This is a genomic window from Methylobacterium terrae, assembly GCF_003173755.1.
GTDB lineage: Bacteria > Pseudomonadota > Alphaproteobacteria > Rhizobiales > Beijerinckiaceae > Methylobacterium > Methylobacterium terrae.
This window is the reverse complement of sequence record NZ_CP029553.1, coordinates 5,876,574-5,897,629: the sequence shown is the minus strand read 5'-3', so window position 1 is coordinate 5,897,629 and position 21,056 is coordinate 5,876,574. Positions and strand designations below refer to the sequence as shown.

General features: G+C 72.1%; 19 protein-coding genes. 9 read left to right on the top strand and 10 right to left on the bottom strand.

Annotated features, from left to right (window positions below; genetic code table 11):
• Positions 1-32 precede the first annotated feature (32 nt).
• Both DK419_RS27245 and DK419_RS27240 read left to right on the top strand, forming a co-directional pair.
• Positions 33-1,406 (top strand): cytochrome P450, encoded by a 1,374-nt coding sequence (locus DK419_RS27245; RefSeq protein WP_109961844.1) that lies wholly within the window; start codon positions 33-35, stop codon positions 1,404-1,406.
• A gap of 78 nt (positions 1,407-1,484) precedes the next feature.
• On the top strand, positions 1,485-2,138 hold the full coding sequence (locus DK419_RS27240; RefSeq protein ID WP_109961843.1) for a TetR/AcrR family transcriptional regulator: 654 nt from the start codon (positions 1,485-1,487) through the stop codon (positions 2,136-2,138).
• 81 nt (positions 2,139-2,219) lie between these two features.
• On the opposite strand, the gene DK419_RS27235 is transcribed toward DK419_RS27240, so the two are convergent.
• From DK419_RS27235 to DK419_RS27225, 3 genes are all read right to left on the bottom strand, one after another.
• Positions 2,220-2,801 carry a PilZ domain-containing protein gene (locus DK419_RS27235; RefSeq protein WP_109961842.1) on the bottom strand — a complete coding sequence of 194 codons (582 nt, stop codon included), beginning with the start codon at positions 2,799-2,801 and terminating at the stop codon, positions 2,220-2,222.
• 210 nt (positions 2,802-3,011) lie between these two features.
• Complete coding sequence (locus DK419_RS27230) at positions 3,012-4,487, bottom strand: SulP family inorganic anion transporter (RefSeq protein ID WP_109961841.1); 1,476 nt, start codon at positions 4,485-4,487, stop codon at positions 3,012-3,014.
• A 549-nt stretch (positions 4,488-5,036) separates the two neighbouring features.
• Positions 5,037-7,679 carry an MMPL family transporter gene (locus DK419_RS27225; RefSeq protein ID WP_109961840.1) on the bottom strand — a complete coding sequence of 881 codons (2,643 nt, stop codon included), beginning with the start codon at positions 7,677-7,679 and terminating at the stop codon, positions 5,037-5,039.
• Positions 7,680-8,086: 407 nt separating this feature from the next.
• Here DK419_RS27225 and ispH point away from each other — a divergent pair, with 407 nt between their 5' ends.
• Entirely contained in the window at positions 8,087-9,037 is a 951-nt protein-coding gene (gene ispH, locus DK419_RS27220; protein ID WP_109961839.1) for a 4-hydroxy-3-methylbut-2-enyl diphosphate reductase, read from the top strand.
• A gap of 122 nt (positions 9,038-9,159) precedes the next feature.
• On the top strand, positions 9,160-10,314 hold the full coding sequence (gene hpnH, locus DK419_RS27215) for an adenosyl-hopene transferase HpnH (RefSeq protein ID WP_048442592.1): 1,155 nt from the start codon (positions 9,160-9,162) through the stop codon (positions 10,312-10,314).
• Here hpnH and DK419_RS27210 read toward each other — a convergent pair.
• Positions 10,237-10,977: a phosphorylase gene (locus DK419_RS27210; protein ID WP_109961838.1), complete on the bottom strand. Its 741-nt coding sequence runs from the start codon at positions 10,975-10,977 to the stop codon at positions 10,237-10,239. The two genes, hpnH and DK419_RS27210, sit on opposite strands and share 78 nt — an antisense overlap.
• Before the next feature lie 172 nt (positions 10,978-11,149).
• The gene (locus tag DK419_RS27205; RefSeq protein WP_109961837.1) at positions 11,150-11,350 is read right to left on the bottom strand and encodes a hypothetical protein; all 201 of its coding nucleotides are present in this window, start codon (positions 11,348-11,350) and stop codon (positions 11,150-11,152) included.
• Positions 11,351-11,852: 502 nt separating this feature from the next.
• On the opposite strand from DK419_RS27205, the gene DK419_RS27200 reads away from it, so the two are divergent.
• Both DK419_RS27200 and DK419_RS27195 read left to right on the top strand, forming a co-directional pair.
• Complete coding sequence (locus tag DK419_RS27200) at positions 11,853-12,248, top strand: hypothetical protein (RefSeq protein ID WP_109961836.1); 396 nt, start codon at positions 11,853-11,855, stop codon at positions 12,246-12,248.
• Between the two features lie 127 nt (positions 12,249-12,375).
• Entirely contained in the window at positions 12,376-13,602 is a 1,227-nt protein-coding gene (locus DK419_RS27195) for a hypothetical protein (RefSeq protein WP_109961835.1), read from the top strand.
• 117 nt (positions 13,603-13,719) lie between these two features.
• On the opposite strand, the gene DK419_RS27190 is transcribed toward DK419_RS27195, so the two are convergent.
• The 3 genes from DK419_RS27190 to DK419_RS27180 form a co-directional block, all read right to left on the bottom strand.
• Positions 13,720-14,139, bottom strand: coding sequence for a GtrA family protein (locus DK419_RS27190; protein WP_109961834.1), 420 nt, complete (start codon positions 14,137-14,139; stop codon positions 13,720-13,722).
• Positions 14,139-15,662, bottom strand: coding sequence for a UbiA family prenyltransferase (locus tag DK419_RS27185; RefSeq protein WP_109961833.1), 1,524 nt, complete (start codon positions 15,660-15,662; stop codon positions 14,139-14,141). The genes DK419_RS27190 and DK419_RS27185 overlap by 1 nt, the downstream gene beginning before the upstream one ends.
• A gap of 219 nt (positions 15,663-15,881) precedes the next feature.
• Complete coding sequence (locus tag DK419_RS27180; RefSeq protein ID WP_109961832.1) at positions 15,882-16,775, bottom strand: 3'-5' exonuclease; 894 nt, start codon at positions 16,773-16,775, stop codon at positions 15,882-15,884.
• A 453-nt stretch (positions 16,776-17,228) separates the two neighbouring features.
• Between DK419_RS27180 and ada the strand changes: the two genes are divergently transcribed.
• From ada to DK419_RS27165, 3 genes are all read left to right on the top strand, one after another.
• Positions 17,229-18,341 carry a bifunctional DNA-binding transcriptional regulator/O6-methylguanine-DNA methyltransferase Ada gene (gene ada / locus DK419_RS27175; RefSeq protein WP_109961831.1) on the top strand — a complete coding sequence of 371 codons (1,113 nt, stop codon included), beginning with the start codon at positions 17,229-17,231 and terminating at the stop codon, positions 18,339-18,341.
• 174 nt (positions 18,342-18,515) lie between these two features.
• Entirely contained in the window at positions 18,516-19,181 is a 666-nt protein-coding gene (locus DK419_RS27170) for a DUF4142 domain-containing protein (RefSeq protein WP_245442746.1), read from the top strand.
• A gap of 169 nt (positions 19,182-19,350) precedes the next feature.
• The gene (locus DK419_RS27165) at positions 19,351-19,566 is read left to right on the top strand and encodes a hypothetical protein (RefSeq protein ID WP_109961829.1); all 216 of its coding nucleotides are present in this window, start codon (positions 19,351-19,353) and stop codon (positions 19,564-19,566) included.
• 10 nt (positions 19,567-19,576) lie between these two features.
• On the opposite strand, the gene DK419_RS27160 is transcribed toward DK419_RS27165, so the two are convergent.
• Both DK419_RS27160 and DK419_RS27155 read right to left on the bottom strand, forming a co-directional pair.
• A complete protein-coding gene (locus DK419_RS27160; RefSeq protein ID WP_109961828.1) occupies positions 19,577-20,293 on the bottom strand; it encodes a ribonuclease activity regulator RraA in 717 nt (238 codons plus the stop codon).
• A gap of 244 nt (positions 20,294-20,537) precedes the next feature.
• Positions 20,538-21,029: a hypothetical protein gene (locus DK419_RS27155; protein WP_109961827.1), complete on the bottom strand. Its 492-nt coding sequence runs from the start codon at positions 21,027-21,029 to the stop codon at positions 20,538-20,540.
• Positions 21,030-21,056: the final 27 nt, after the last annotated feature.

Sequence of the window (21,056 nt, the reverse complement as noted above, 5' to 3'; positions counted from 1 at the left end):
GGCACGCGCTGCGGAGACCCGACCCCTTGTCCATGACGGCTCCCGGCACGCTCGATCGCCACGCGCCGCCGGTGCCGGCCCTCGCCGAGCGGGTCGGCTGGCTCAGGCTCCTCGGCGCCTTCCGGCGCAACACCCTGGAGGCGTTCCCCCGCGCCTGCCTCGACGATCCGGCGGTGACGATCCCGCTGCCCGGGGGCGGCCGGATGGTGCTGCTCTCGACCCCCGCCGGCGCCCGCCACGTCCTCCTCGCCGCCACCGACGACTTCGTGCGCCTGCCCGCCGGCCGGCGGGTGATCGGACCGATCGCCGGGCGCGGCCTGGTGCTGGCCGACGGCGAGGCCTGGCGCCACCAGCGCCGGGTGCTCGCTCCCGCCTTCACGCCGCGCACCCTGCCCCTGATGCTGCGCTTCGTCGCGCGCAGCGCGGAGGAATCGTGCCGCCGCCTCGCGGCCGGCCTCGGCGCGCCGGCCGACCTGCGCTCCGAGATGCAGCGCGTCGCCCTCGACATCGCCACCACCTCGATGTTCTCGCTCGAGACTGGCCCCCTCGGCGCCGAGATCCGGGCGCTGGTCTCGGGCTACCTCGACCGGCTGGGCAAGCCGACCGTCTCCGATTTCCTGCTGCCGCCGGGCTGGCCGACCCCGTCGAGCCCGCGCCGGGCGCTGTTTCGCCGCCGCTGGCTCGCCCTGGTGCGGGAGGTGCTGGAGGCGCGGCGCGGGCAGGAGGCCTCGCGAGGCGGCGCGGGCGCGCCGCGGGACCTGTTCGACCTCCTCGTCGAGGCCCACGGCGAGGCGCCGGGCGGGCTTCTCGCCGACGAGGTCGGCACCCTGATCGTCGCCGGCCACGAGACCACCGCCTCGACCCTGTTCTGGGCCTGCACGCTCTTGGCCCGCGAGCCGGGCTTGCAGGACGCGCTCGGCCGCGAGGCCGCCGGGCTCGACCTGACGGAGGCGGGCGCCGCGGCGGCGCTGCCGCACCTCGCTCTCGCCAAGGCCGTGGCGCAGGAGACCTTGCGGCTCTATCCCCCGGTCTACGTCATCGCGCGCCGCGCCGCGCGGGCGAGCACGGTCGAGGGCGCCGAAATCCCGGCCGGCAGCATCGTGATGATCCCGACCTGGGTGCTCCACCGCAACCCGCGCTGGTGGGACCGGCCGGAGACGTTCGACCCGCGCCGCTTCCTCGATCGTCCGGAGCCGGACCGCTTCGTCTACCTGCCGTTCGGCGCCGGCCCCCGGATCTGCATCGGCGCGCAGCTCGCGCTCGCCGAGGCGACCCTGGTCCTGGCGCGGCTCACCCGCACGTTCCGCCTGCGCCTCGACGGCGACCGGCCGGTCCTGCCGGTGGCGACCACGACGGTGCGGCCGGACCACGTGCCGCGCTTCCATCTGGACATCCGCGCCGGTTGAGCCTGCCGCGGGCGCGAAAATGCTCTATGGGCTTGCGGGGAGCGGCCGGCCCGGCCCCGCGAAGAGAACAGAGACACGGTGCGACCCTGGCGCAGCGGCCCGTCCGACCGGCGCGGCTATCATCACGGCAACCTCAAGGAGGCCCTGATCGAGGCCGCGCGCCGCTTCATCGCGGAGCGCGGGATCGGCGGCTTCACCCTGGTCGATGCGGCGCGCCTCGTCGGCGTCTCGCCGGCGGCGCTCTATCGCCACTTCCGCGGCCGCGAGGCGCTCTTGGAGGAGGTGGCCGAGCGCGGCTTCACCGAACTGGCCGAGCGGCTCGCCCGGGCGCTGCGCGGCCCCGGCACGCCGCTCGAGCGCTTCACCCGGATGGGCGAGGCGTACCTGACCTTCGCCGAGGAGGAGCCGGGCTACTACGCGGCGATCTTCGAGGCCCGGCCCCCCGGGCCCGACGGTTGCGCCCCGGTGCAGGCCCCCCGCGACCGCGACGCCTTCGGCCTCCTGGTCGAGGCCCTGCGCTCGACCTTCCCGGACGGCTTCTCGGCGGGCGTCGATCCGCGCTTCGTCGCCCTCGAGGTCTGGGCGCTCTCCCACGGCATCGCGACGCTCGCCGCCGCCGGCCGCCTGCCGACCGGGCCGGGCCTGCCGACCAAGTACGACCTGCTGCGCGCCGGGGTGCTGGCGATGGTGCACGGGGCGACGGCCCGGACGGGGCAGGGGATCGGGCCTTGACCCGTTCGGTCCGGGCGTCGGGATCGACGCTTCCCCCGTCATGCGGGGCCGGGCAGCGAGCCCGAATGGAGACCGGCCGGCTCAGAGCATGACGTGAGGGCTGAAGGTTTCGTTGCAGAACGGCAGCACGAACCTCACTGCGAAGCCGGTCTCGAAGTGGCGCACCACGATTGCGCGACGCTTGCCCAGCGTGACCTGCTCGCCGACGACGGGCTGCACGGGCGCCTTGATGGCGGCGCCCGACATCGAGAGATCGATGATCGTGCCGGGAACGACGCTGCCGTCGACCAGGTGCACGGCCGCCTCGGTATGGGTCGGCACGATGCGGATCGCACCGCGCTGGTCCGTCCGCCCCTGGCCGTGTTCGGCAAGCCATTCGAGACGCGCCGCGAGCCGGGCCCGTCGCTCGGGCGTCACGTCCACCGCCACCCGGAAGCCCTCGGACGTGATCGACGAGATCAGGCCCATCACGGCGCCGAGCTGGTCGAGATAGACCGTGACGCGTTCGCCGATCACTCCTGAAACCGGCGCGACGATCTCGACCTCGTCCAGGGAGACGTGCCGGGACCGGCAGGGATGTTCCTGGCCGTCCGCCAGGAGGTAGCGCCCGCCGACCTGCGCCGTCGCGCCCGGAGGCGTCGGCTGTTGAATGCCGTTCGACATCGTCTCGGCGCTCCCGCTCAGACCCCGACGCAACCCACAGGCGATATAACTATCCTGTGGTTGCATCCGGGGCGAGCCCCGGCTTCGGCACTTCGCTTGTCGAACGGACTCACCCACAGACAATGCGGGCTCCGGCTCGTCGCCCGACCATGCGAGGGGCGCCTATCAATCCCGGCGGCCCGCCATGCCGCCGGGCCATCGAATCTCCCCTCAATGCCCCGAGGCGAGCGCCGCCCCCGGCTTGTCGTGGGTCCCGAGCTTGTCGACGAGCGTCGCCGAGGCCGCGTTCAGGCCGGCGACGTCCACCGGCACCCCGTGGTGGCGGAACTTCAGCACCACGCGGTCCAGCGCATTGACGGCGGTGAGGTCCCAGAAATGGGCGTCCGTCAGGTCGATCACGACGCGCTCCAGATCCTCCTCGCGGAAGTCGAAGCCGGCATGGAAGGCCTCGGCCGTCGCGAAGAAGATCTGACCCGTCACCCGGTAGGTGCGGATGCGGCCCTCGCGCGCGGACGCGACGGCGAAGAACCGGGTGACCTTGTGGGCGAAGAACAGCCCGCTCAGGACCACGCCGAACAGAACGCCCTTGGCGAGGTCGTGGGTCGCGACCACCACGGCGACCGTCCCGAGCATCACGACGCTCGACGTGGTCGGATGGGTGAGAAGCGTGCGGATCGAGCGCCACTGGAAGGTGTTGATCGACACCATGATCATCACCGCGACGAGGGCCGCCATCGGGATCTGCGCCACGTAGGGCCCGAGGACCACGATCAGGAACAGCAGGAAGGCGCCGGCCCACAGGGTCGAGAGCCGGCCGCGGCCGCCCGACGACACGTTGATCACCGACTGGCCGATCATCGCGCAGCCGGCCATGCCGCCGAACAGGCCGGCGGTGACGTTGGCCAGGCCCTGGCCGGCGCATTCGCGGTTCTTGTTCGAGGTGGTGTCGGTGCGCTCGTCGACGATCGCCGCGGTCATCAGGCTCTCGAGCAGGCCGACCATGGCGAGGGTGAGCGCGTAGGGCAGGATGATCCGCAGCGTCTCGAGGGTGAGGGGCACCTGGGGCCAAGCAAAGCTCGGCAATTCGCTCGGCAGCGCCCCCATGTCGCCGACGGTGCGGATGCCGAGGCCGAGGCTCATCGACAGCGCGGTGAACAGCACGATGGTGACGAGCGCGGAAGGAACGGCCTTCGTCAGGTAGGGCAGGCCGTAGATCAGCGCGAGGCCGGCGGCGGTCATCGCGTAGACGACCGGCCCGCGGCCGATCAGCTCGGGCATCTGGGCCATGAAGATCAGGATCGCCAGCGCGTTGACGAAGCCGGTGACGACCGAGCGCGAGACGAAGCGCATCAGGTTGCCGAGCCGGAGGAACCCGGCGGCGAGCTGGATCAGGCCGGTCAGGATCGTCGCGGCGAAGAGGTGGCCGAGGCCGTGATCCTTGACGAGCGTCGTCATCACCAGGGCCATCGCGCCGGTGGCGGCCGAGATCATCGCCGGCCGGCCGCCCGCGATCGCCGTGACGACCGCGATGCAGAACGAGGCGTAGAGCCCGACCTTCGGGTCGACGCCGGCGATGATCGAGAAGGCGATCGCCTCCGGGATGAGGGCGAGCGCCACGACGGTGCCGGCCAGGATTTCGCGCGTGACGTCGGGCGCCCATTCGCGCCGCAGGCGGACGAGATTCATGGATCGTGAGCTTTCGAGACGAGGCGCGACGGGGCGCGCGATGACGACCGGCCGCGCGGTGCGGACGGGCATGGAAGAACAGGCGCGGAGAAGGGACGCGGGAGAGCGGGGCGCTACGGCGGCGTGGGCCGCGAGACCGGTCTGGCTCGATCCTGCATCATGCCTCGTGCCTAGCACGGGTCTTTGCTGCGGCGCAACGGGGCGGAGGGATCAAAGCACGACTGCGGAGCGCAGCTTGATTCGCAGAGACGACAGGGACGAGAAGAACGCGAGTCTTCTCCTCTCCCCGCAGGTGGGGGGGCCGTGTCTCCGTTCAGGAGGCACGGCAAGCGGAGGCGAGAGCCGGAGTGGGGGTGAGGGGGTCTCGACGCGTGAGGCTCATCCGGAAACACCCCCTCACCCTCGCGCTTCGCGCTCCTTTCGTCCCCGACAAGGGGGACGAAAGCCTCTCCCCGCCCGCGGGGAGAGGAGATTTCCCGCGCCATCATGAAAAAAGCCCGCCCCTCGGCGGAGGGACGGGCCTTGTCGTTGCGGAGCGTAAGCCGGCCCTCAGGCCGGGATCAGCGGATCCCGCCGGGCCGCGTTCTCCGGCACCCCGTCCTTCGCCTTCTGCTTCGGCGGCGGCCCGAGGAAGGCCGGCACGATGAAGAAGGCGGCCACCAGGGTGAAGAACAGCGACAGGGCGAGGAGCTTGCCCATGCTGGCGGTGCCCGGGTGGCTCGACAGCACCAGCGAGCCGAAGGCGGTGCCGGTGGTGAGCGCCGAGAAGAAGATCGCCCGGGTCAGGCTCGAGGCCAGCATGTCGGCGACGCCGGCCCGCCAGGCGATCACGTAGTAGATGTGGAAGGCCACGCCCACCGCCAGCATCAGGGGCAGCGCGATGATGTTGGCGAAGTTCAGCGGCATGCCGATGAGGTAGAGCGCCTCCAGGGTCCACAGGGTGGCGAGCACCAGGGGTCCGAGCGCCATGGCGACGTCCCAGGGCCGGCGCAGGGCCACCGACAGGATGATGAAGATCGAGAGCAGCGCCAAGAGGCCCGCCTCGATGAAGGCGCCGAGGATCGTGTGGCTCGACCGCGTGGTGGCGACCGGCGCGCCGGTGGCGTGGGGCGCGACGCTCAGCACCTCCTTGGAGAAGCGCCGCAGCACCGCGTTGTCGTTCGAGTTGCCCTTGGGCTGCACCTCGATCCGGGCCTTGCCGTCGGCGGCGATCCAGTCGGAGCGGATCTGCGCCGGCAGGTTCTCCAGCGTGATCTTCTCCGGGGTGAGCAGGCTGCGCAGGCGGGTCAGCAGGGCCTTGAGGTTCGGCACCACCGCGGCGGCGGCGGCCTCGCGCACGGGAGGCTCGGCGGCGGCGAGGCGATCGAGGGTGTCGGTGAAGCCCTGGATCGTGGCGAGCGGACCGGAGGCGTTGGCGCCTTGTGCCCCCTGCGAGATCCCGCGGAGCGCCGTGACCGCGTTGCGGATCGCCGTCACCACCTCGCGGTCGCTCGGCGCGGGGGCGACGCGGGGCGGGTTGAGCACCGGGCCCATCACCTGCGCGGCGTCCTCGATCGTCGCGAGCTTCTGGTCCTGGTCGGCCGGCACGAAGGTGTCGATGTCGATCACCCCGGCGACGCTCGGCAGGGCCGTCAGCTTCTTCACCATGGGCGCGATGGCGTCGCGGCTGGGCACGACGACGTCGATGGTGTTGGGGCTGGTCTTCGGGTCCTTGGTGAGGTCGAGATAGGTCGCGACCGATTCCACCCTCGCGCTGCGCAGGTGCATCGGGTTCGAGTCGAACGGCAGCCAGTAGAGCAGCGGCAGGCCCGCCACGGTGACGAGGCCGGTGAGCACCAGGACCAGCTTGCGGTTGGCGAGGATCCAGTGGTCGACCGAGGCCATGCCGGCGGTGCCGACCTCCTGCTTCTCGCCCGGCGGCCGCAGCACGGCGATCAGCGCCGGCAGCAGGGTGAGCGAGAACAGGTAGGCGACGATCATGCCGACGCCGGCGATCAACCCGAGCTCGGACACGCCGCGGAAGTCGGTCGGCAGGAACGAGAAGAAGCCGGCCAGCAGCGATACCGCCGCCAGCGTCAGCGACCAGCCGACGCCGCGGGCGGCCGAGCGGATCGCCCGCACGAGGTCCTCCTCGGCGAAGCGGTCGGCGCGGTAGCGCACGGCGAACTGGATGCCGAAATCGATGCCGAGGCCGACGAACAGGGCCGCGAAGGCGACCGAGATCGGGTTCAGCTCGCCGACCATCACGAGGCCGAGCGCCGCCGTGACGACGAGCCCCGCGAAGGTGGTGATGAGGACGGCGACGACGAGGCTCGTCGAGCGCAGGGCCAGCCACAGGAACAGCACGATGGCGCCGCCGGTGACCGAATAGTTCAGGCCCGCGTCGTCGGCGAGCGTCGCGAATTCGTCGTCGGCCACCGCGACCTGGCCGGTCAAGCGCACCCGCACCCCGTTGGCCTCGGTCAGGCCGAGGTTGCGGGCGGTCTCGCGGATGAGCTGAGTCGCCTTCTCGCCGGGCTGGAGGGCGTCGTAGTCGAGCACCGGCTGGGCGATGACGAAGCGGCGCAGGTCGCTCGGCTCAGCCTTGCCGCCGGCCAGCAGCAGCTGCCACGACAGCTGGGCCCGCTCGCCCTTGAGCACACGGTCGAAGACCTCCTTCATCTGGCCCATCGGGCCGACGAGGTCCTCGGGCTTGGCCTGGCCGGCCTTCACGCCCTGGGCCCCCATCACCATCGCCTGCATGATGCCGCGCAGGGACGGATCGGCGGCCAGCGGCCCGAGCAGGCCCTGCTGCTGGATCAGCTTCTCGGTGGTCTGCTCCAGGTCCTTCTGGGGCATCAGGAGAAGGCCGTTCTTGTCAAAGAACGGCCCGCTGTCGGGCCGGTAGACGATCGGCAGCAGGTTCTTGTGCGTCGAGAGGGCCTGGGTCAGGCGGTTGGCCGCCTCCTCGGCCTGCTCGGGCGTCTGCGCGTCGATCACCGCGACGAGCAGGTTGCTGCGCTGCGGGAAGGTCTTCTCGAACTGGATCTCGTCCTGGCGCCAGGGCACGTCCGCGGTGATCAGGCGCTCGACGTCGGTGTTGATGCGGAAGAGATGCGCCGCCGTCAGGGCGCTCGCGACGGTGACCAGCAGCGCGGCCACGATGACGAGCCAGCGCCGGTGTACGGAAAACGCCACGAGCCGTTCGATCACGATGCGAAGCCTGCCTCTAGCTCGCGGGCCGCGCGTCGGATCGCGGCGGCCCGGTGAAGTCCTGATGAATCGGCCCGGCGGCCCCGCCAGGACGGCGACGCCCCACGGAATCCCGCTCCGGCCGGGACCAGTATAGCGCGCAGGGCAGCGGCGCCCATGGTCACGGTGTGTACGCGCGTCACGGCAAGGCCGAAGCAGCACGTCCGTGGCGCGCTAGGTAATGACCCGCAGGCCCGATTGCAACGCGTTGGCCGCAAACGGATCCCGGCTCCGGGCGACCGTTCCGCCGGGCGCGCGCCCGACGAGCGCGGCTTTACCGGGCGGCGATCCTGGCCGTAAACGTCGCAGCCGGGGAGGGTTCCGCCCCGCTCGAGGGCGGGACCCGGTCGCGGCGGGACGGAGGACCGGTGGCGGACAGGCGGGAGAACGGGCTCGCCCTCGTGCTGGCCCAGCCGAGGGGCTTCTGCGCCGGGGTGGTGCGGGCGGTCGACATCGTCGAGCGGGTGCTCGCCCGGGGCGACCGACCGGTCTACGTCCGCCACGAGATCGTCCATAACGGCCGCGTCGTCGCCGACCTCGAGGCCAAGGGCGCCCGCTTCGTCGAGAGCCTCGACGCCGTCCCGGACGGCGCCACCACGATCTTCTCGGCCCACGGCGTGTCGCGGGCGGTCGAGGCGGAGGCCGCGCGCCGGGGCCTGCCCGTCATCGACGCGACCTGTCCCCTCGTCGCCAAGGTGCACGGGCAGGGACGGCGCTACGCCGCGCAGGGGCGCACGGTGATCCTGGTGGGACATGCGGGCCACGCCGAGGTCGAGGGCACGCTCGGCCGGATCGACGGCGAGGTCCACCTCGTCGGCAGCGTCGCGGAGGCGGAAGGCCTGGACCTGCCCGCCGACACGCGGCTCGCCTACGTCACCCAGACGACGCTCAGCGTCGACGACGCGCGGGCGATCATCGCGGTCCTTCACCAGCGCTTTCCCGACCTCGTCGGCCCCGACACCAAGGCCATCTGCTACGCGACCCAGAACCGCCAGGCCGCATTGCGGGCGCTCGCCGAAATCGCCGACCTGATCCTGGTGGTGGGGGCGAGGAACTCCTCGAACTGCAACCGCCTGCGCGAGATCGCCGCCGAGGCCGGCCGGCCGAGCCACCTCGTCGAGGGGGCGGAGGACCTGGAGCGAATCGATCTCGCGGGCATCCGCACCCTCGGCCTCACCGCCGGCGCCTCGACGCCGGAGGTCGTGATCGCCGAGGTGATTGCTGCGCTGCAGCGTCGCACCCCCCTGACGATCTCCACGCTCCCGGGCGTTACCGAGAGCGCGAGCTTCCCGCTCCCGTCGAGTTTGGGCCACACTTAGGCCCTTCCGCACACAGCCTGGACCCTTTCGAACCTAGCTTGCTGGAAATCCGCCACTTTTCGGGCTAATCAGCCCGCTTGGCACAGCACCCGACACGAACCACGACACAAGGAGCCTTGGTCTTGGGCATTCCTCTCCGGTACGTCGCGAAGATCGGCGGCTACATTCTCAAGCAGCACATCACCGGCCGCAAGCGCTACCCGCTGGTCATGATGATGGAGCCCCTGTTCCGGTGCAATCTCGCCTGCGCGGGTTGCGGCAAGATCGACTATCCGGACGAGATCCTCAACAAGCGCCTGCCGGTCGACGAAGCACTCGAGTCGGTCCGCGAGTGCGGCGCACCCGTCGTCGTCATCGCGGGCGGCGAGCCGCTGCTGCACAAGGACCTGCCGCAGATCGTCGAGGGCATCATCGCCCAGAAGAAGTTCGCGATCGTCTGCACCAACGCGCTTCTCCTCGAGAAGAAGATCGCGCAGTACAAGCCGAGCCCGTACTTCACCTGGTCGATCCATCTCGATGGCGACAAGGAGATGCACGACCAGTCGGTGTGCCAGCGCGGCGTCTACGACAAGGCGGTGGCGGCGATCCAGAAGGCCAAGGAGATGGGCTTCCGGGTCACGATCAACTGCACCTTCTTCAACAACTCCTCGGCCGACAAGATCGCGGACTTCTTCGACAGCGTGACCCGGATGGGCATCGACGGCATCACCGTCTCCCCCGGCTACGCCTACGAGCGCGCCCCCGACCAGCAGCACTTCCTCAACCGCCGGGCGACCAAGGACCTGTTCCGCGGCGTGTTCCGCCTCGGCAAGGAGAAGGGCCGCGAGAAGTGGACCTTCCAGCAGTCGGGCCTGTTCCTCGACTTCCTGGCCGGCAACCAGACCTACCACTGCACGCCGTGGGGCAACCCGACCCGGACGGTCTTCGGCTGGCAGAAGCCGTGCTACCTGCTCGGCGAGGGCTACGCCAAGACCTTCAAGGAGCTGATGGAGACCACGGACTGGGACGCCTACGGCACCGGCAACTACGAGAAGTGCGCCGACTGCATGGTGCATTCGGGCTACGAGGCCTCCTCGGTGGTCGATTCGGTGAAGAAGCCGTGGAAGCCGCTGGTCTACGCCATGCGCGGGATCAAGACCGAGGGCGAGATGGCTCCCGAGATCTCCCTCGAGAACCAGCGCCCGGCCGAGTTCGTGTTCTCACGCAACGTCGCGCAGAAGCTCTCCGAGATCCGGGACGCCAAGGCCGACGCCAAGAAGCGCGCGACAGCGGCCTAGCGAGGCGAAGGCCGCCGACGAGTCGCGGGCGAGGCGGACGAGCCCGCCCAACGTGGCCTGGCGGCGCGCCAGTGCCGCCAGGACGGCGAGGATGTCGGGCTCGCCGTCCGGCTTGAGGGCCTTGGCGATCGCCGCCGGCAGGGCGCGGTCGGCCGGGTCGCACACCACCCGGACGGCGCAGAACGGCAGGCCGTGCGCCTCCGCGAAGGCGGCGGCGACGTGGGATTCCATGTCGACCGAAGCGGCGCCGGTCTCGGCGCGCAGCCGCGCCTTGGCGTGCGGCGAGAGGACCGCCGCCTCCACCCCCACGACATCGGCCAGGACCACCCGCGCCGGCGCGTCCGCCAGCCGGCGGGCGAGCGCCGCGACGACCCGGTCGTGCGCCGAGTGCCGCATCCCGCCCGCGCTCACCCCGGTCGCCACCACGACGTCGCCCGGCGCCAGGTCCGGATCGAGCCCGCCGGCGATGCCGATGCTCATCACCGCCCGGCAGCCCGGGCCTGCACGCCCCTTCAGCACGTCCCGCAGCCGCTCCGGATCGCCCCCGGCGCCCACGGTCGCCACGCCCGGCCCGGCGGCGAGCCGCGCCTCGCGGGCGAGGCCCGTGACGGCCAGGACGGGATGGGGTCCGTTCGGACCGACGGTGTCCTCGACGACGATCATGCGGGGCCCGGGGATCTCTCGATGGGGAAGGGGGAGGCCGTCCTCATACCAGAGTCGGTGCGGCGGGCATGTGGCCGCGGCGACACGGGGGAGGGGGAGGCCGTCCGATCCGGGTTCCGGTCGATCGCGCGGCGATTGCTCCGCAATCGCTGTCGCGATGCGGGTAGCCGTCTCAGGCGGCCTCGTAGAACAGGACCCGCCCCTCCGGCCCTATCCGCTGCAGGCAATCGAGATCCACGACGTTCGCGGCCAGCCGGGCGCGGCCGAGGCGGCGCGCCTGGAGGACCGGCGTGCCATCGAGCAGGGCCCGCACGCGCGCAACCCTGAAGGCGGCCCGGGATGCCCCGGCATGGACCGCGGCATCGGTCGCCACATCCCGGCTCGGCGCAGGCGGGCGGTGCGAGAGGATGGGATCGGGAACACCTCGAATGGCCGCAACGCTCGCCCTGGTGTGGGACATCGCTCGACCGGACCTTGCAACTGTTGCCGTTGCGCACCTCAAATAAGATTATTTTCTTTAATTCCCAGCCGAGAAACGGAGATCATCTATCTCAAAACGTCTCTCTGACGTCGATCGAAGACCTGGGGACGACGTCATCGGGGGCACAGACGCCGTCCCCGGGGCCATGCCGGCGCGAGCGCGCCAGCAACCGGACAATCCAGCGGAACGGCCTCGACCTCGCAGGACAACTTCCGGCGCGCGACATTACAACCTCAGGTCTTTCCATGTCTCGCCGCACGCGGCATTCTCTACGTTAGATCGGGCCGCCCTGCCTTCCATGCACAGAGGTCATTTTGCCCAGTTGCAAGATAAAAGTTGATTTGCCATGATGAGCCGTGGGCAACGGCCAGCCGGTCCAACCAGAGAATCCGCCATGCTCGGCTCGGATACCGACGTGAAGCAGCAACGCCCCGCTGCCGGACCGGGCGATCGTTCGAGCACGGCGCCGCAGCCCCTCAGGGCCCTGCTCGACGCGGTCGAGCGCGCCGTCCTCGACTTGGCGGCGAGCGCCAACAAGCGGGAGACGATGCACGCGGTGCGCAGCAGCCTGTCCGACATCTGCGCCCTGACGGAAACCGCCCCGCGGATCCGGCGCGCCGTGCAGCGGGTCGTGGCGGCGGGCGAGCGCCTGGCGGCGATGGACGGCCTGCCGTCGCGGACGGAGGCCGCGGCCCGGGGCGCGGCGGCGCGCGCGCTCGCGAGCCTGGCGGCCGCCCTGGTCGAGGCGCGCCCGAGCCGGATCGCCGTCAGCCTGGGACGGGACTGGTAGCCGGCGGCCGGTCCCATCGCGGGACGGGAACGAGGCGGCGCGAAAGTCCCGGTTAAGCCTGAGCGGGACAAGCTGGACGGAGGATCGCCGGCGACGGCGCCCATAGCCCTTCGCCCGCCAGGATCCCATGCACCGCACTTCCGAGGACAACCGCAACCGGACGCTCGCCGTCCTCGCCGCGCTGGGCGCCCTCGCGCTCCTCGGCCTCCTGGTCCTGCGGGGCGCCTTGCGCGATCCCGGCCTCAACTCGCACGGGGCGCTGGCCGACGCGCTCCTGCACGGACGCCTGTGGATCGAGAGCTGCCCGGAGATCGACTGCGCCCTGTTCCAGGGCCGCACCTACGTGATCTTCCCGCCGCTGCCGGCGCTCGTGGCGCTGCCCTTCGTCGCCGTGTTCGGGTTCCCGGGCTTCAAGGGCTTCGTGCTGCTGGCGATGGCGCTCGGGGCCATCAGCCTGTGGGCCTGGCACCGCATCTTCCGGGCGCTCGACGTCGAGGAGCCCGACGCGCTCTGGCTGCTCGCGGCGATCGCCTTCGCCAGCCCGCTGTTCCAGGTCACCTTGCGTGCGGAGGGCGTGTGGTTCTACGCCCAGTCGGTCGGCTTCCTGATGACCACCTTGAGCCTGTGGGCGGTGATCTGCCGGCGCTCGCTGCCGCTCGCCGGGCTGTTCGTGGCCCTCGCCTTCCTGTGCCGGCAGATGGCGATCTTCTACCCGCTGTTCCTGCTCCTCCTGGCGCTGCCGCGGCACGAGGGGTGGCGCGAGACGGCGCGGGGGCTCATGCGCCCGGTGCTGCTCGCCGGGATCCCGGTGGCGATCGCGCTCCTCGCCTACGTCGCCTACAATTACGCCCGCTTCGGCAGCCCGACCGAGACCGGTTACGCCTTCATCCACAATCCCGGCAGCGCCGGCTTCATCTGGCGGCGCATCACCGAGGTCGGACTGTTCTCGCGCGACTACGTGCTGTTCAACGCGCTCTACCTGTTCCTGCAGGGCATCCACTTCGAGTTCGGCGGGCCGTACCTGACCCAGCTCACCGGGATCGACCGCTCGGGCTCGGGCCTGCTGGTGATGAGCCCGTGGCTGCTGCTGGCGTTCTACGCCCGCCTCGACCGGGCCTTCGCGGCGGGCGCCCTCGTCATCGCGATCATCGCCGGCATCACCCTGTTCTACCACTCGAACGGCGCTGACCAGACCGCCACCCAGCGCTACACCCTCGACTGGCTGCCGATCCTGATCGTGCTGATGCTGCGGGGCGAGCGGCCCCGTGCCTTCGCGGCCCTGCCGCTGCTGGTCACCTGGGGCATCCTCGCCAACGCGGCGGTGACGCTGCTGACGAGTCTCTACCGGATCTGAGTCCTACTCATGCCTCGACCGGGGTGCGCCGCACCCCGGATTTTCCAGGCTTCGACTTGGGTGCGCCGCACCCCGGATCGTCAGGCTTCGACCCCGGGTGCGCCGCACCCCGGATCGTCAGGCTTCGACCTGGGTGCGCCGCACCCCGAAGGTCAGGATCTGGTGGCCGAAATAGTTCGAGACCGCGCCGACCGCGATGCCGGCGCCGTGCCCGAGCGCCTCGGCCACCGGCACCGGCACGGCCGGCACCAGGGCGGCGAGGACCGCGACGAGGGCCGCGCTCACCCCCAGCACCACGCCGGCCCCGACGGCGTTGACGGCGACGAAGACCGCGACCTGTCGCGACAGCCGGCCGGTGCCGGCGCCCCGGAACACGAAGGTCCGGTAGAGCCAGAACCCCGCCGCCATGCCGATCCCGTAGGCGACGAGCATCGCGGCGACGTAGGGCATCACCAGCGACAGGGCGATGCGCGACAGCCAGTTGACCGCGGCGGCCGAGCCGCCGGCGATCAGGAAGCGGACGACCTGCGGCGACATCAGTAGCCCCAGCCCGGCAGCCCGAAGGCCGCGACCGCGAAGGCGAGGCCGGCGACCGCCGCGAGGCTCAGGGACGGCCGGTCCCTGACCGCGAAGGCGACGGGATCGTCGTTGAGCTCGTCGCGGCCCGCGAGCAGCCAGATCCGGCCCATGAACAGCACCAGCACCAGCGGGAAGGCCCAGAGCGCCAGCGGCGCGGAGAGCACCGCGTGCCGGAACGCCTCGTTGGCGAGGTAGAGGATGAAGATCACGATGCTGGCAAGCCCCGCCGCGATCCCGAAGGCGAGCACCACCGGCTCGTCGGCCGGGCGGTAGCCGCGGCCCGAGAGCTGGCCGGTGCGCCCGCGCCTGACCGCCCCGCGCAGCTCGGTGTGGCGCTTGGCGAAGGAGAGCGAGGTGAACAGGAACATCGAGAAGGTGAGGAGCCAGGGCGACCAGGCCACGCCCACCGCCGCGACCCCGATGACGAGGCGCAGGGTGAACAGGCCGCCGAGGATCAGCGCGTCGAGCATCGGCACGCGCTTGAGCGAGAACGAGTAGGCAAGCGTCACGGCGAGGTAGGCCAGCACCGCGGCGAGCACCGCCGGGCCGGCCAGCGCCGCGAGGGCGAGGCCCGAGGTCAGCCCGCCTACCGTCGCGGCGAGGCCGGTCGCCAGGGGCAGCCGCCCGCTCGCGAGCGGCCGGTGGCGCTTCGACCAGTGCGCCCGGTCGTGCGGCAGGTCCCACAGGTCGTTGAGGAGGTAGCTCGCCGAGGCGACGAGGCCGAGCGCCAGGAAGGCGAGCCCGGCCTCGGCCCAGGCACCGGCGCTGCCCGCGAGCCCGCCGAGCACCAGCGGCACGAAGACGAGGCCGTTCTTGGCCCATTGGTGCAGGCGCAAGCCCTTGGCGAGCGCCCGCAGGCGCGGCGCGGCGGCGAATTCCTCGATCGGGCGCCCGCCGGCCCGCGCGGCGCGGGCGACGCTCGCCGGGGTCTCGACCAGGATCACCCGCTCGGCGCGCGCCCAGATCGGCAGGTCGACCGCGGCGTTGCCGGCGTAGTCGAACCCGCGCGGGAACAGGGCGGCGAGGCGCCTGGCCTTGACCTCCCCCTTCAGGTTGACGAGCCCGTCGCTCGACACGGCGCGGTCGAACAGGGGGAAGCGCTCGACGATCCGGCGGGCCATCAGTTCGTCGGCCGCGGTGGCGAGCACGATCTCGCGCCCGAGCGTCTTCTGCAGCTCGATATAGGCGAGCAGCTCCTCGTTCGCCGGCAGGGTGGCGAAGTCGAGGGCGGCGTGCTCGGCCACCCGGCGCTTGAAGTGGGCCCGTCCGCGGGGCAGCCAGGCCAGCATCGCGAACAGCATCAGGACGTTGCGGCGCAGGATCGCCACCACGCCCTCGAGCAGGAGGTCGGTGCGCAGGAGCGTGCCGTCGAGGTCGACCACGAGGGGCACCAGCGGGCCCTCGTCGCGCCCCGGGATGGCCGCCGCGTCGTCGCGTCCGGGCGCGACGCGACTGGGTAGGGAAGGACTCGCCAGGGACATCGTCTGCGGCCTGCGCTGCTGTGATCTCGCCGCAGGCTACGCCGCGGCGGGCGGCGCAAGTCTTAATCGGAGCGGGGACGGACGATGCTTCGCGCGGCAGGATGATCGCCGGGTTGATGCGATCGGCGTGATTTCGGATCTCTGAGAAAAGACTTCGTTCATCATCGCGTCCGCCATGGATAGCGGGCGCCCCCGAGCGCGTCCCCTCGGCCGCCCCGCCTACGCCTCCGGGTCGGCCCGCGTCGAGAACCGGTCGCGCGCCGTGAAGCGGTCGGCCGGCAGGCCGGAGGGCAGGGTGCCGCGGTAGATCTCCCGCGACAGGAAGGTGCGCTCGATCTCGATCTGCTCCTCGTCGAGGTCGACGTACCAGCAGCGGCGCCGGGGCGACCAGCGGTAGTTGCGGTCCTTGAGGCGGTCCTTGAGGGCGATCGGCGCGTCGGAGGCCCAGAGCCGCACGGTCGGGCGCCGGGCCGCCTCGAGGAGGGCGGCGAGGGCGAGGCGCCCCGAGAGCCGCAGCGGCCGGGCAAGGACGGCGAGCAGCGCCTCGCAATCGTCGATCGCCCGGTGGCCGTTGTGGAAGTGGCCGTGATCGGCGAGCAGGTGGCCGAGCCGCATCCCCTCGTGCCCCTCCGCCCGCCAGGGGATCTGGTGGCAGGAGCAGGCCCAGTTGCGCGAGACGAAGATCGGCCAGCGGCGCTCGCACATCTGGCGGTCGAAGCGGGCGTTGTGGGCGATGATCACCCGGGCCTCGGCGGCGAGGGCCTCGACCGCCGCGTCGTCGATGCGCTGCCCGGCGACGTCGGCGTCGGTGATGCCGGTGAGGCGCACCACCGCCTCGGGGATCGGGATGGAGGGCTGGTGGAGCTGGTTGAAGCGCTCCAGCACCCGGTAGATCCGGCCGCTGGCGCCGTACTCGAACTTGACGATGCCGAGCTCGATCACCTCGTCGGCGGTGACGTCGATGCCGGTGGTCTCGGTGTCGAGGATCAGCCCGACGAAGGTCGGCTCGGCGGGCTCCTCGGCCGGGGGCACGAAGGGCCCGAGCCGGCGCAGCACCCGGTAATCGCCGGTGCGCTCCAGGATGGCGGCGATGTCGTCGAGCGCGTCGGTCACGCGGCGTCTCACCTCGGGCACGGACGGCCGCGCGGGGGGCGGCGCGTGTCGTCGCTTCAAGGCTCCGGCTTACCCCCGGGGCCGCCGCCGGGCCAAGAGCCCCGGCGCCACGCTCCACCGCATTCGCGAGCCGGCGAAGGCGGACCCGGCGCACGAAAGACCCCGCTGCCGAGGGCCTCGGCAGCGGGGAAGTGGAGGAGATCCGAGAGACGAGCCCCGCGCCGGCAGGGGAGGAGTGGGAGCCGGCGGGTGCACCGGAGCGGCTCCGGGGCCGCCCGACATGTGCCCAACATCCCGCCGCTTGCCGGGTTTCGGGGGGCGACGGCGAAACCGCGTCCGGAGTAAACCTGCGGCAAGCCGCAACCCGGAATTCGGCAGCAAGCGCCGGGATGCGACGCGCGGGACGGCGGGCGAGGATGGCGCCATCGCCCGGACAGGGAGGCAAGGACGACCATGCGCAACCCGGATCCCGACCTCGCGGCGCGCCGCATCGACGAGCCCGCCGTCCCGCCGCTCGACGACGCCGCGCGCTTCTCGGCCGTCGCCCGCCGCGACCGGAGCGCGGACGGACAGTTCGTCTACGCGGTGCGCACCACCGGCATCTATTGCCGGCCGAGCTGCGCCGCCCGGCCGGCCCTGCGTGAGAACATCAGCTTCCACCCGACCTGCGCGGCGGCGGAGGATGCGGGGTTCCGGCCCTGCCGGCGCTGCCGGCCGAACGAGGCGAGCCTGGCCGAGCGCCAGGCCGAGGCGGTGGCCCGGGCCTGCCGGACGATCGAGGCGGCCGAGACCCCGCCGGCGCTCGCCGACCTCGCGGCGTCGGCGTCCTTGAGCCCCTACCACTTCCACCGGGTGTTCAAGCAGGTCACCGGCGTGACGCCGCGAGCCTACGGCGAGGGCCGGCGGGCGACGCGCGCGGCGGAGGAATTGCGGCAGGCCGGGACGGTCACCGAGGCGATCTACGGGGCCGGCTACGGCGCGGCGAGCCGGTTCTACGCCGCGGCGCCGGGACGGCTCGGCATGACGCCCACGGCCTACCGGCGGGGCGGGGAGGGCGCGGCGATCCGCTTCGCCGTCGGCGCCTGCTCGCTCGGCCACGTCCTGGTGGCGGCGACCGACCGGGGCGTGTGCGCGATCCTGCTCGGGGACGATCCCGACGCCCTCCTGCGCGACCTCCAGGACCGGTTCCCGAAGGCGGCGCTGACCGGGGGCGATCCAGGGTTCGAGGCGGTGGTGGGCCAGGTGATCGGCCTCGTCGAGGCCCCCGGGACGGCGCCGGGCCTGCCCCTCGACATCGGCGGCACCGCCTTCCAGCAGCGGGTGTGGCAGGCCCTGCGGGCGATCCCGCCGGGGCGCACCGCGACCTACGCCGAGGTCGCGCGGGCGATCGGCGCGCCGGCGGCGGCCCGCGCCGTCGCGCTCGCCTGCGGCGCCAACCCGATCGCGGTGGCGGTGCCGTGCCACCGGGTGGTGCGCGGCGACGGCAGCCTGTCGGGCTATCGCTGGGGCGTCGCGCGCAAGCGCGCGCTCCTCGACCGGGAGCGCGACCCGGCGGACAGGCCCTAACGGAGACAGGTTCCACCTGCGGAACTTCCGCGCAAGGGAAAGGTTGTGGAGCCGAAGGGGCGTCGAGCCTCGCGCAGCGCACATCGGAGCGCGGCGAGGCTATAGTCTGATGGATCTCGCACAATGTCTCGTACTGCTCTTCTGGCCGTCGTCGGATTCACGTTCGCCGGTATCATGCCGGCGGCGGCTCAGAACCTGGTGATCTTCCCGACCGATCGTCCGGCGGCCGAATCGACCGACGCGTTCCGGGCCGAGGCCCTGCGCAGCGACGCCTACACCATCGAGGCGAGCCGCATCGCGCTGCAGAAGTCGCGCAACCCCGCCGTGCGCGACTACGCCGAGCAGACGATCGTCAACCGCCGGGCCACCACCGACGCGCTCCTGCCGCGCGGCACCTCGCTCAGCGCCTCCGGCACCGTGGTGGGCGATTCCGGCGGCCTCCTCGGCGCAGGCAACCTGCTGACCGCGCCGCTCGCCATCGCCACCGCACCGATCGCGGTCGTCGGCAACGTGCTCCAGGGCCAGCCCGCCTTCGGCCGCTCGCTCGTCGACACCGATCCGGCCACGCCGGGCCGCCGCGTCGCCCTCGACCCCGCGCGCGAGCAGCGCCTGGCGCGTCTGCAGGCGGCCCAGGGCGGCAAGCGCTTCGACGCGCTCTACACCGCCGACCAGGCCCGGGCGCAGGGCGACACGGTGCAGCTCTACGACACCTACTCGCGCTTCGGCGACAGCAATGCCGGGCGCACCTTCGCCAACGAGGCGAAGCCGATGCTGCGCGACGATGCCGGCGAGGCGGACCGCCTGGCCGACCGCTACTCGAACGGCAACTCGCTGTTCTGACGTGACCCTGCGCCGGCAAGTTCCTTTAAGACAGGCCGGCGGGAATTTGCGGCAGGGACGGATCGTCGGGCCGGGATCGGCGTTCTCTGATCGGGCCCTGCCGCAACGGTTCCGCGGCCGGGCACAGGACGGCCACTCAAGCGCGGGCGTCCCTCAGGAGCGCAAGTCCATGTCGTGCCGCCACAACGCCGTCGCTCCCCTGCCACACCTGATCGCCACGGCGCCGTCGCACCTGCGCAAGTGGCGCCGCTTTCCCAGCACCCTGCCGCCGGCGGCCAACGACAATGCCCGCCCCGGCACCACCGCCGAGGCCGGCCTGTGGGCGGCCGCGCTCGGCGCCACCGCCACCCTGGTGGCGGTGGTGATGGTCGGGATGATGCTCTAGGCGCGCGTCCCTAGCGCCCGGTCTTCTGGCGCCAGGCCGCGAAGTCGGCCTTGGCCTGCTCGTCGATGAGCGGGTAGAGGCCGACGACGCCGCGGCCGTTCCGGACCTCCTCCAGCACGAAATCCTCGAACACCGTCATCTCGGCCGCCTCCGCGGCGACCTCGTCGGCGATCTCCGCCGGGATGACGATCACGCCCTCGCCGTCGCCCACCACCACGTCGCCCGGGAAGACCGCGACGTCGCCGCAGCCGATCGGCACGTTGATGTCGAGCGCCTGGTGCAGGGTCAGGTTGGTCGGGGCCGACGGCCGGTTGTGGTAGGCCGGGAAGGGCAGGGCGCCGATCTCGGGCGAATCGCGAAAGCCGCCGTCGGTGACGACGCCCGCCGCGCCCCGCATCATCAGCCGGGTCACCAGGATCGCGCCGGCGGAGGCCGCGCGCGGGTTCTTGCGGCTGTCCATCACCAGCACCGCGCCCTCCGGGCACTGGTCGACGGCGACGCGCTGCGGGTGCGCGGGGTCGCGGAAGACCGCCAGCGTGTTCAGGTCCTCCCGGGCCGGGATGTAGCGCAGGGTGTAGGCCTCGCCGACCATCGTCCCGGCCTGCGGGTTGAGGGGGCGCACGTCCTGGATGAACTGGTTGCGCAGGCCGCGCTTGAACAGGGCGGTGGCCAGGGTGGCGGTGCTGACGGTCTTCAGCGTCGCGCGGGTCTCGGGGCTCAGGGGCATCGGGGCTCTCCGGTCGGGGCGAGAGGCCGCGGACGCCGGGAAGGACCGCCGGGAGGCTGCGCCCCCGAACCCGAATCCTCCCCACCGCACCGGACGGCTTCGCCGCTCCGCGGCCGCGCACGCGGCGGCCTTCGTGACGCGCGCATTGAAGCACTAATGTTTTAGTACATCAACCGCGATGTCGGCGTCGGGCGCGGGTGGCATGAACCCTCCCCCTTCTGCGGGGGAGGGTTGGAGCGGCGCCTCACTTCCTGCGCGGGGCCGGCGGCGGGGGCGGCTCGTCGGCGCCCTCGTCGGGCTCGCCGCCGCCGATGGTGGATTTCAGCGCGAAGGCGACGAGCGGGCTCGCGACGTCGACGACCTCGGCCCTGGTCAGGCCGTCCTTCGGGTCGTAGCTGCCGACCAGCATCACGGTCCGGTTCTCGGTCTTCGCCAGGTCGATCCCGTCGCCGGAGACGGCCATCGGCTTGCCGGCGATCGCGTCGGCCTTGCGGTCGTTGGTGAACAGCACCGTGACCTTGCCGTCCCTGACCACGCCGACGTAGCAGGTCTCCTCCGGGGTGCGGCAGGGAAACAGCATCGCGGCGGTCGGGTCGGATTTCGGGTCGGGCTGGGGGGCCTCCTTCGGCGGCGGCGGTGGCTTCGGGCCCTTCGGGGCCGGCTGGGCGGCGGCCGGGGCGATGGCCGGGATCGCGGCCGTGAGCGCGAGCAGCGTGAGGGCGAGCGCGGAGCGCATCGGTCTTGGTCTCCAGGATTTGCCCTA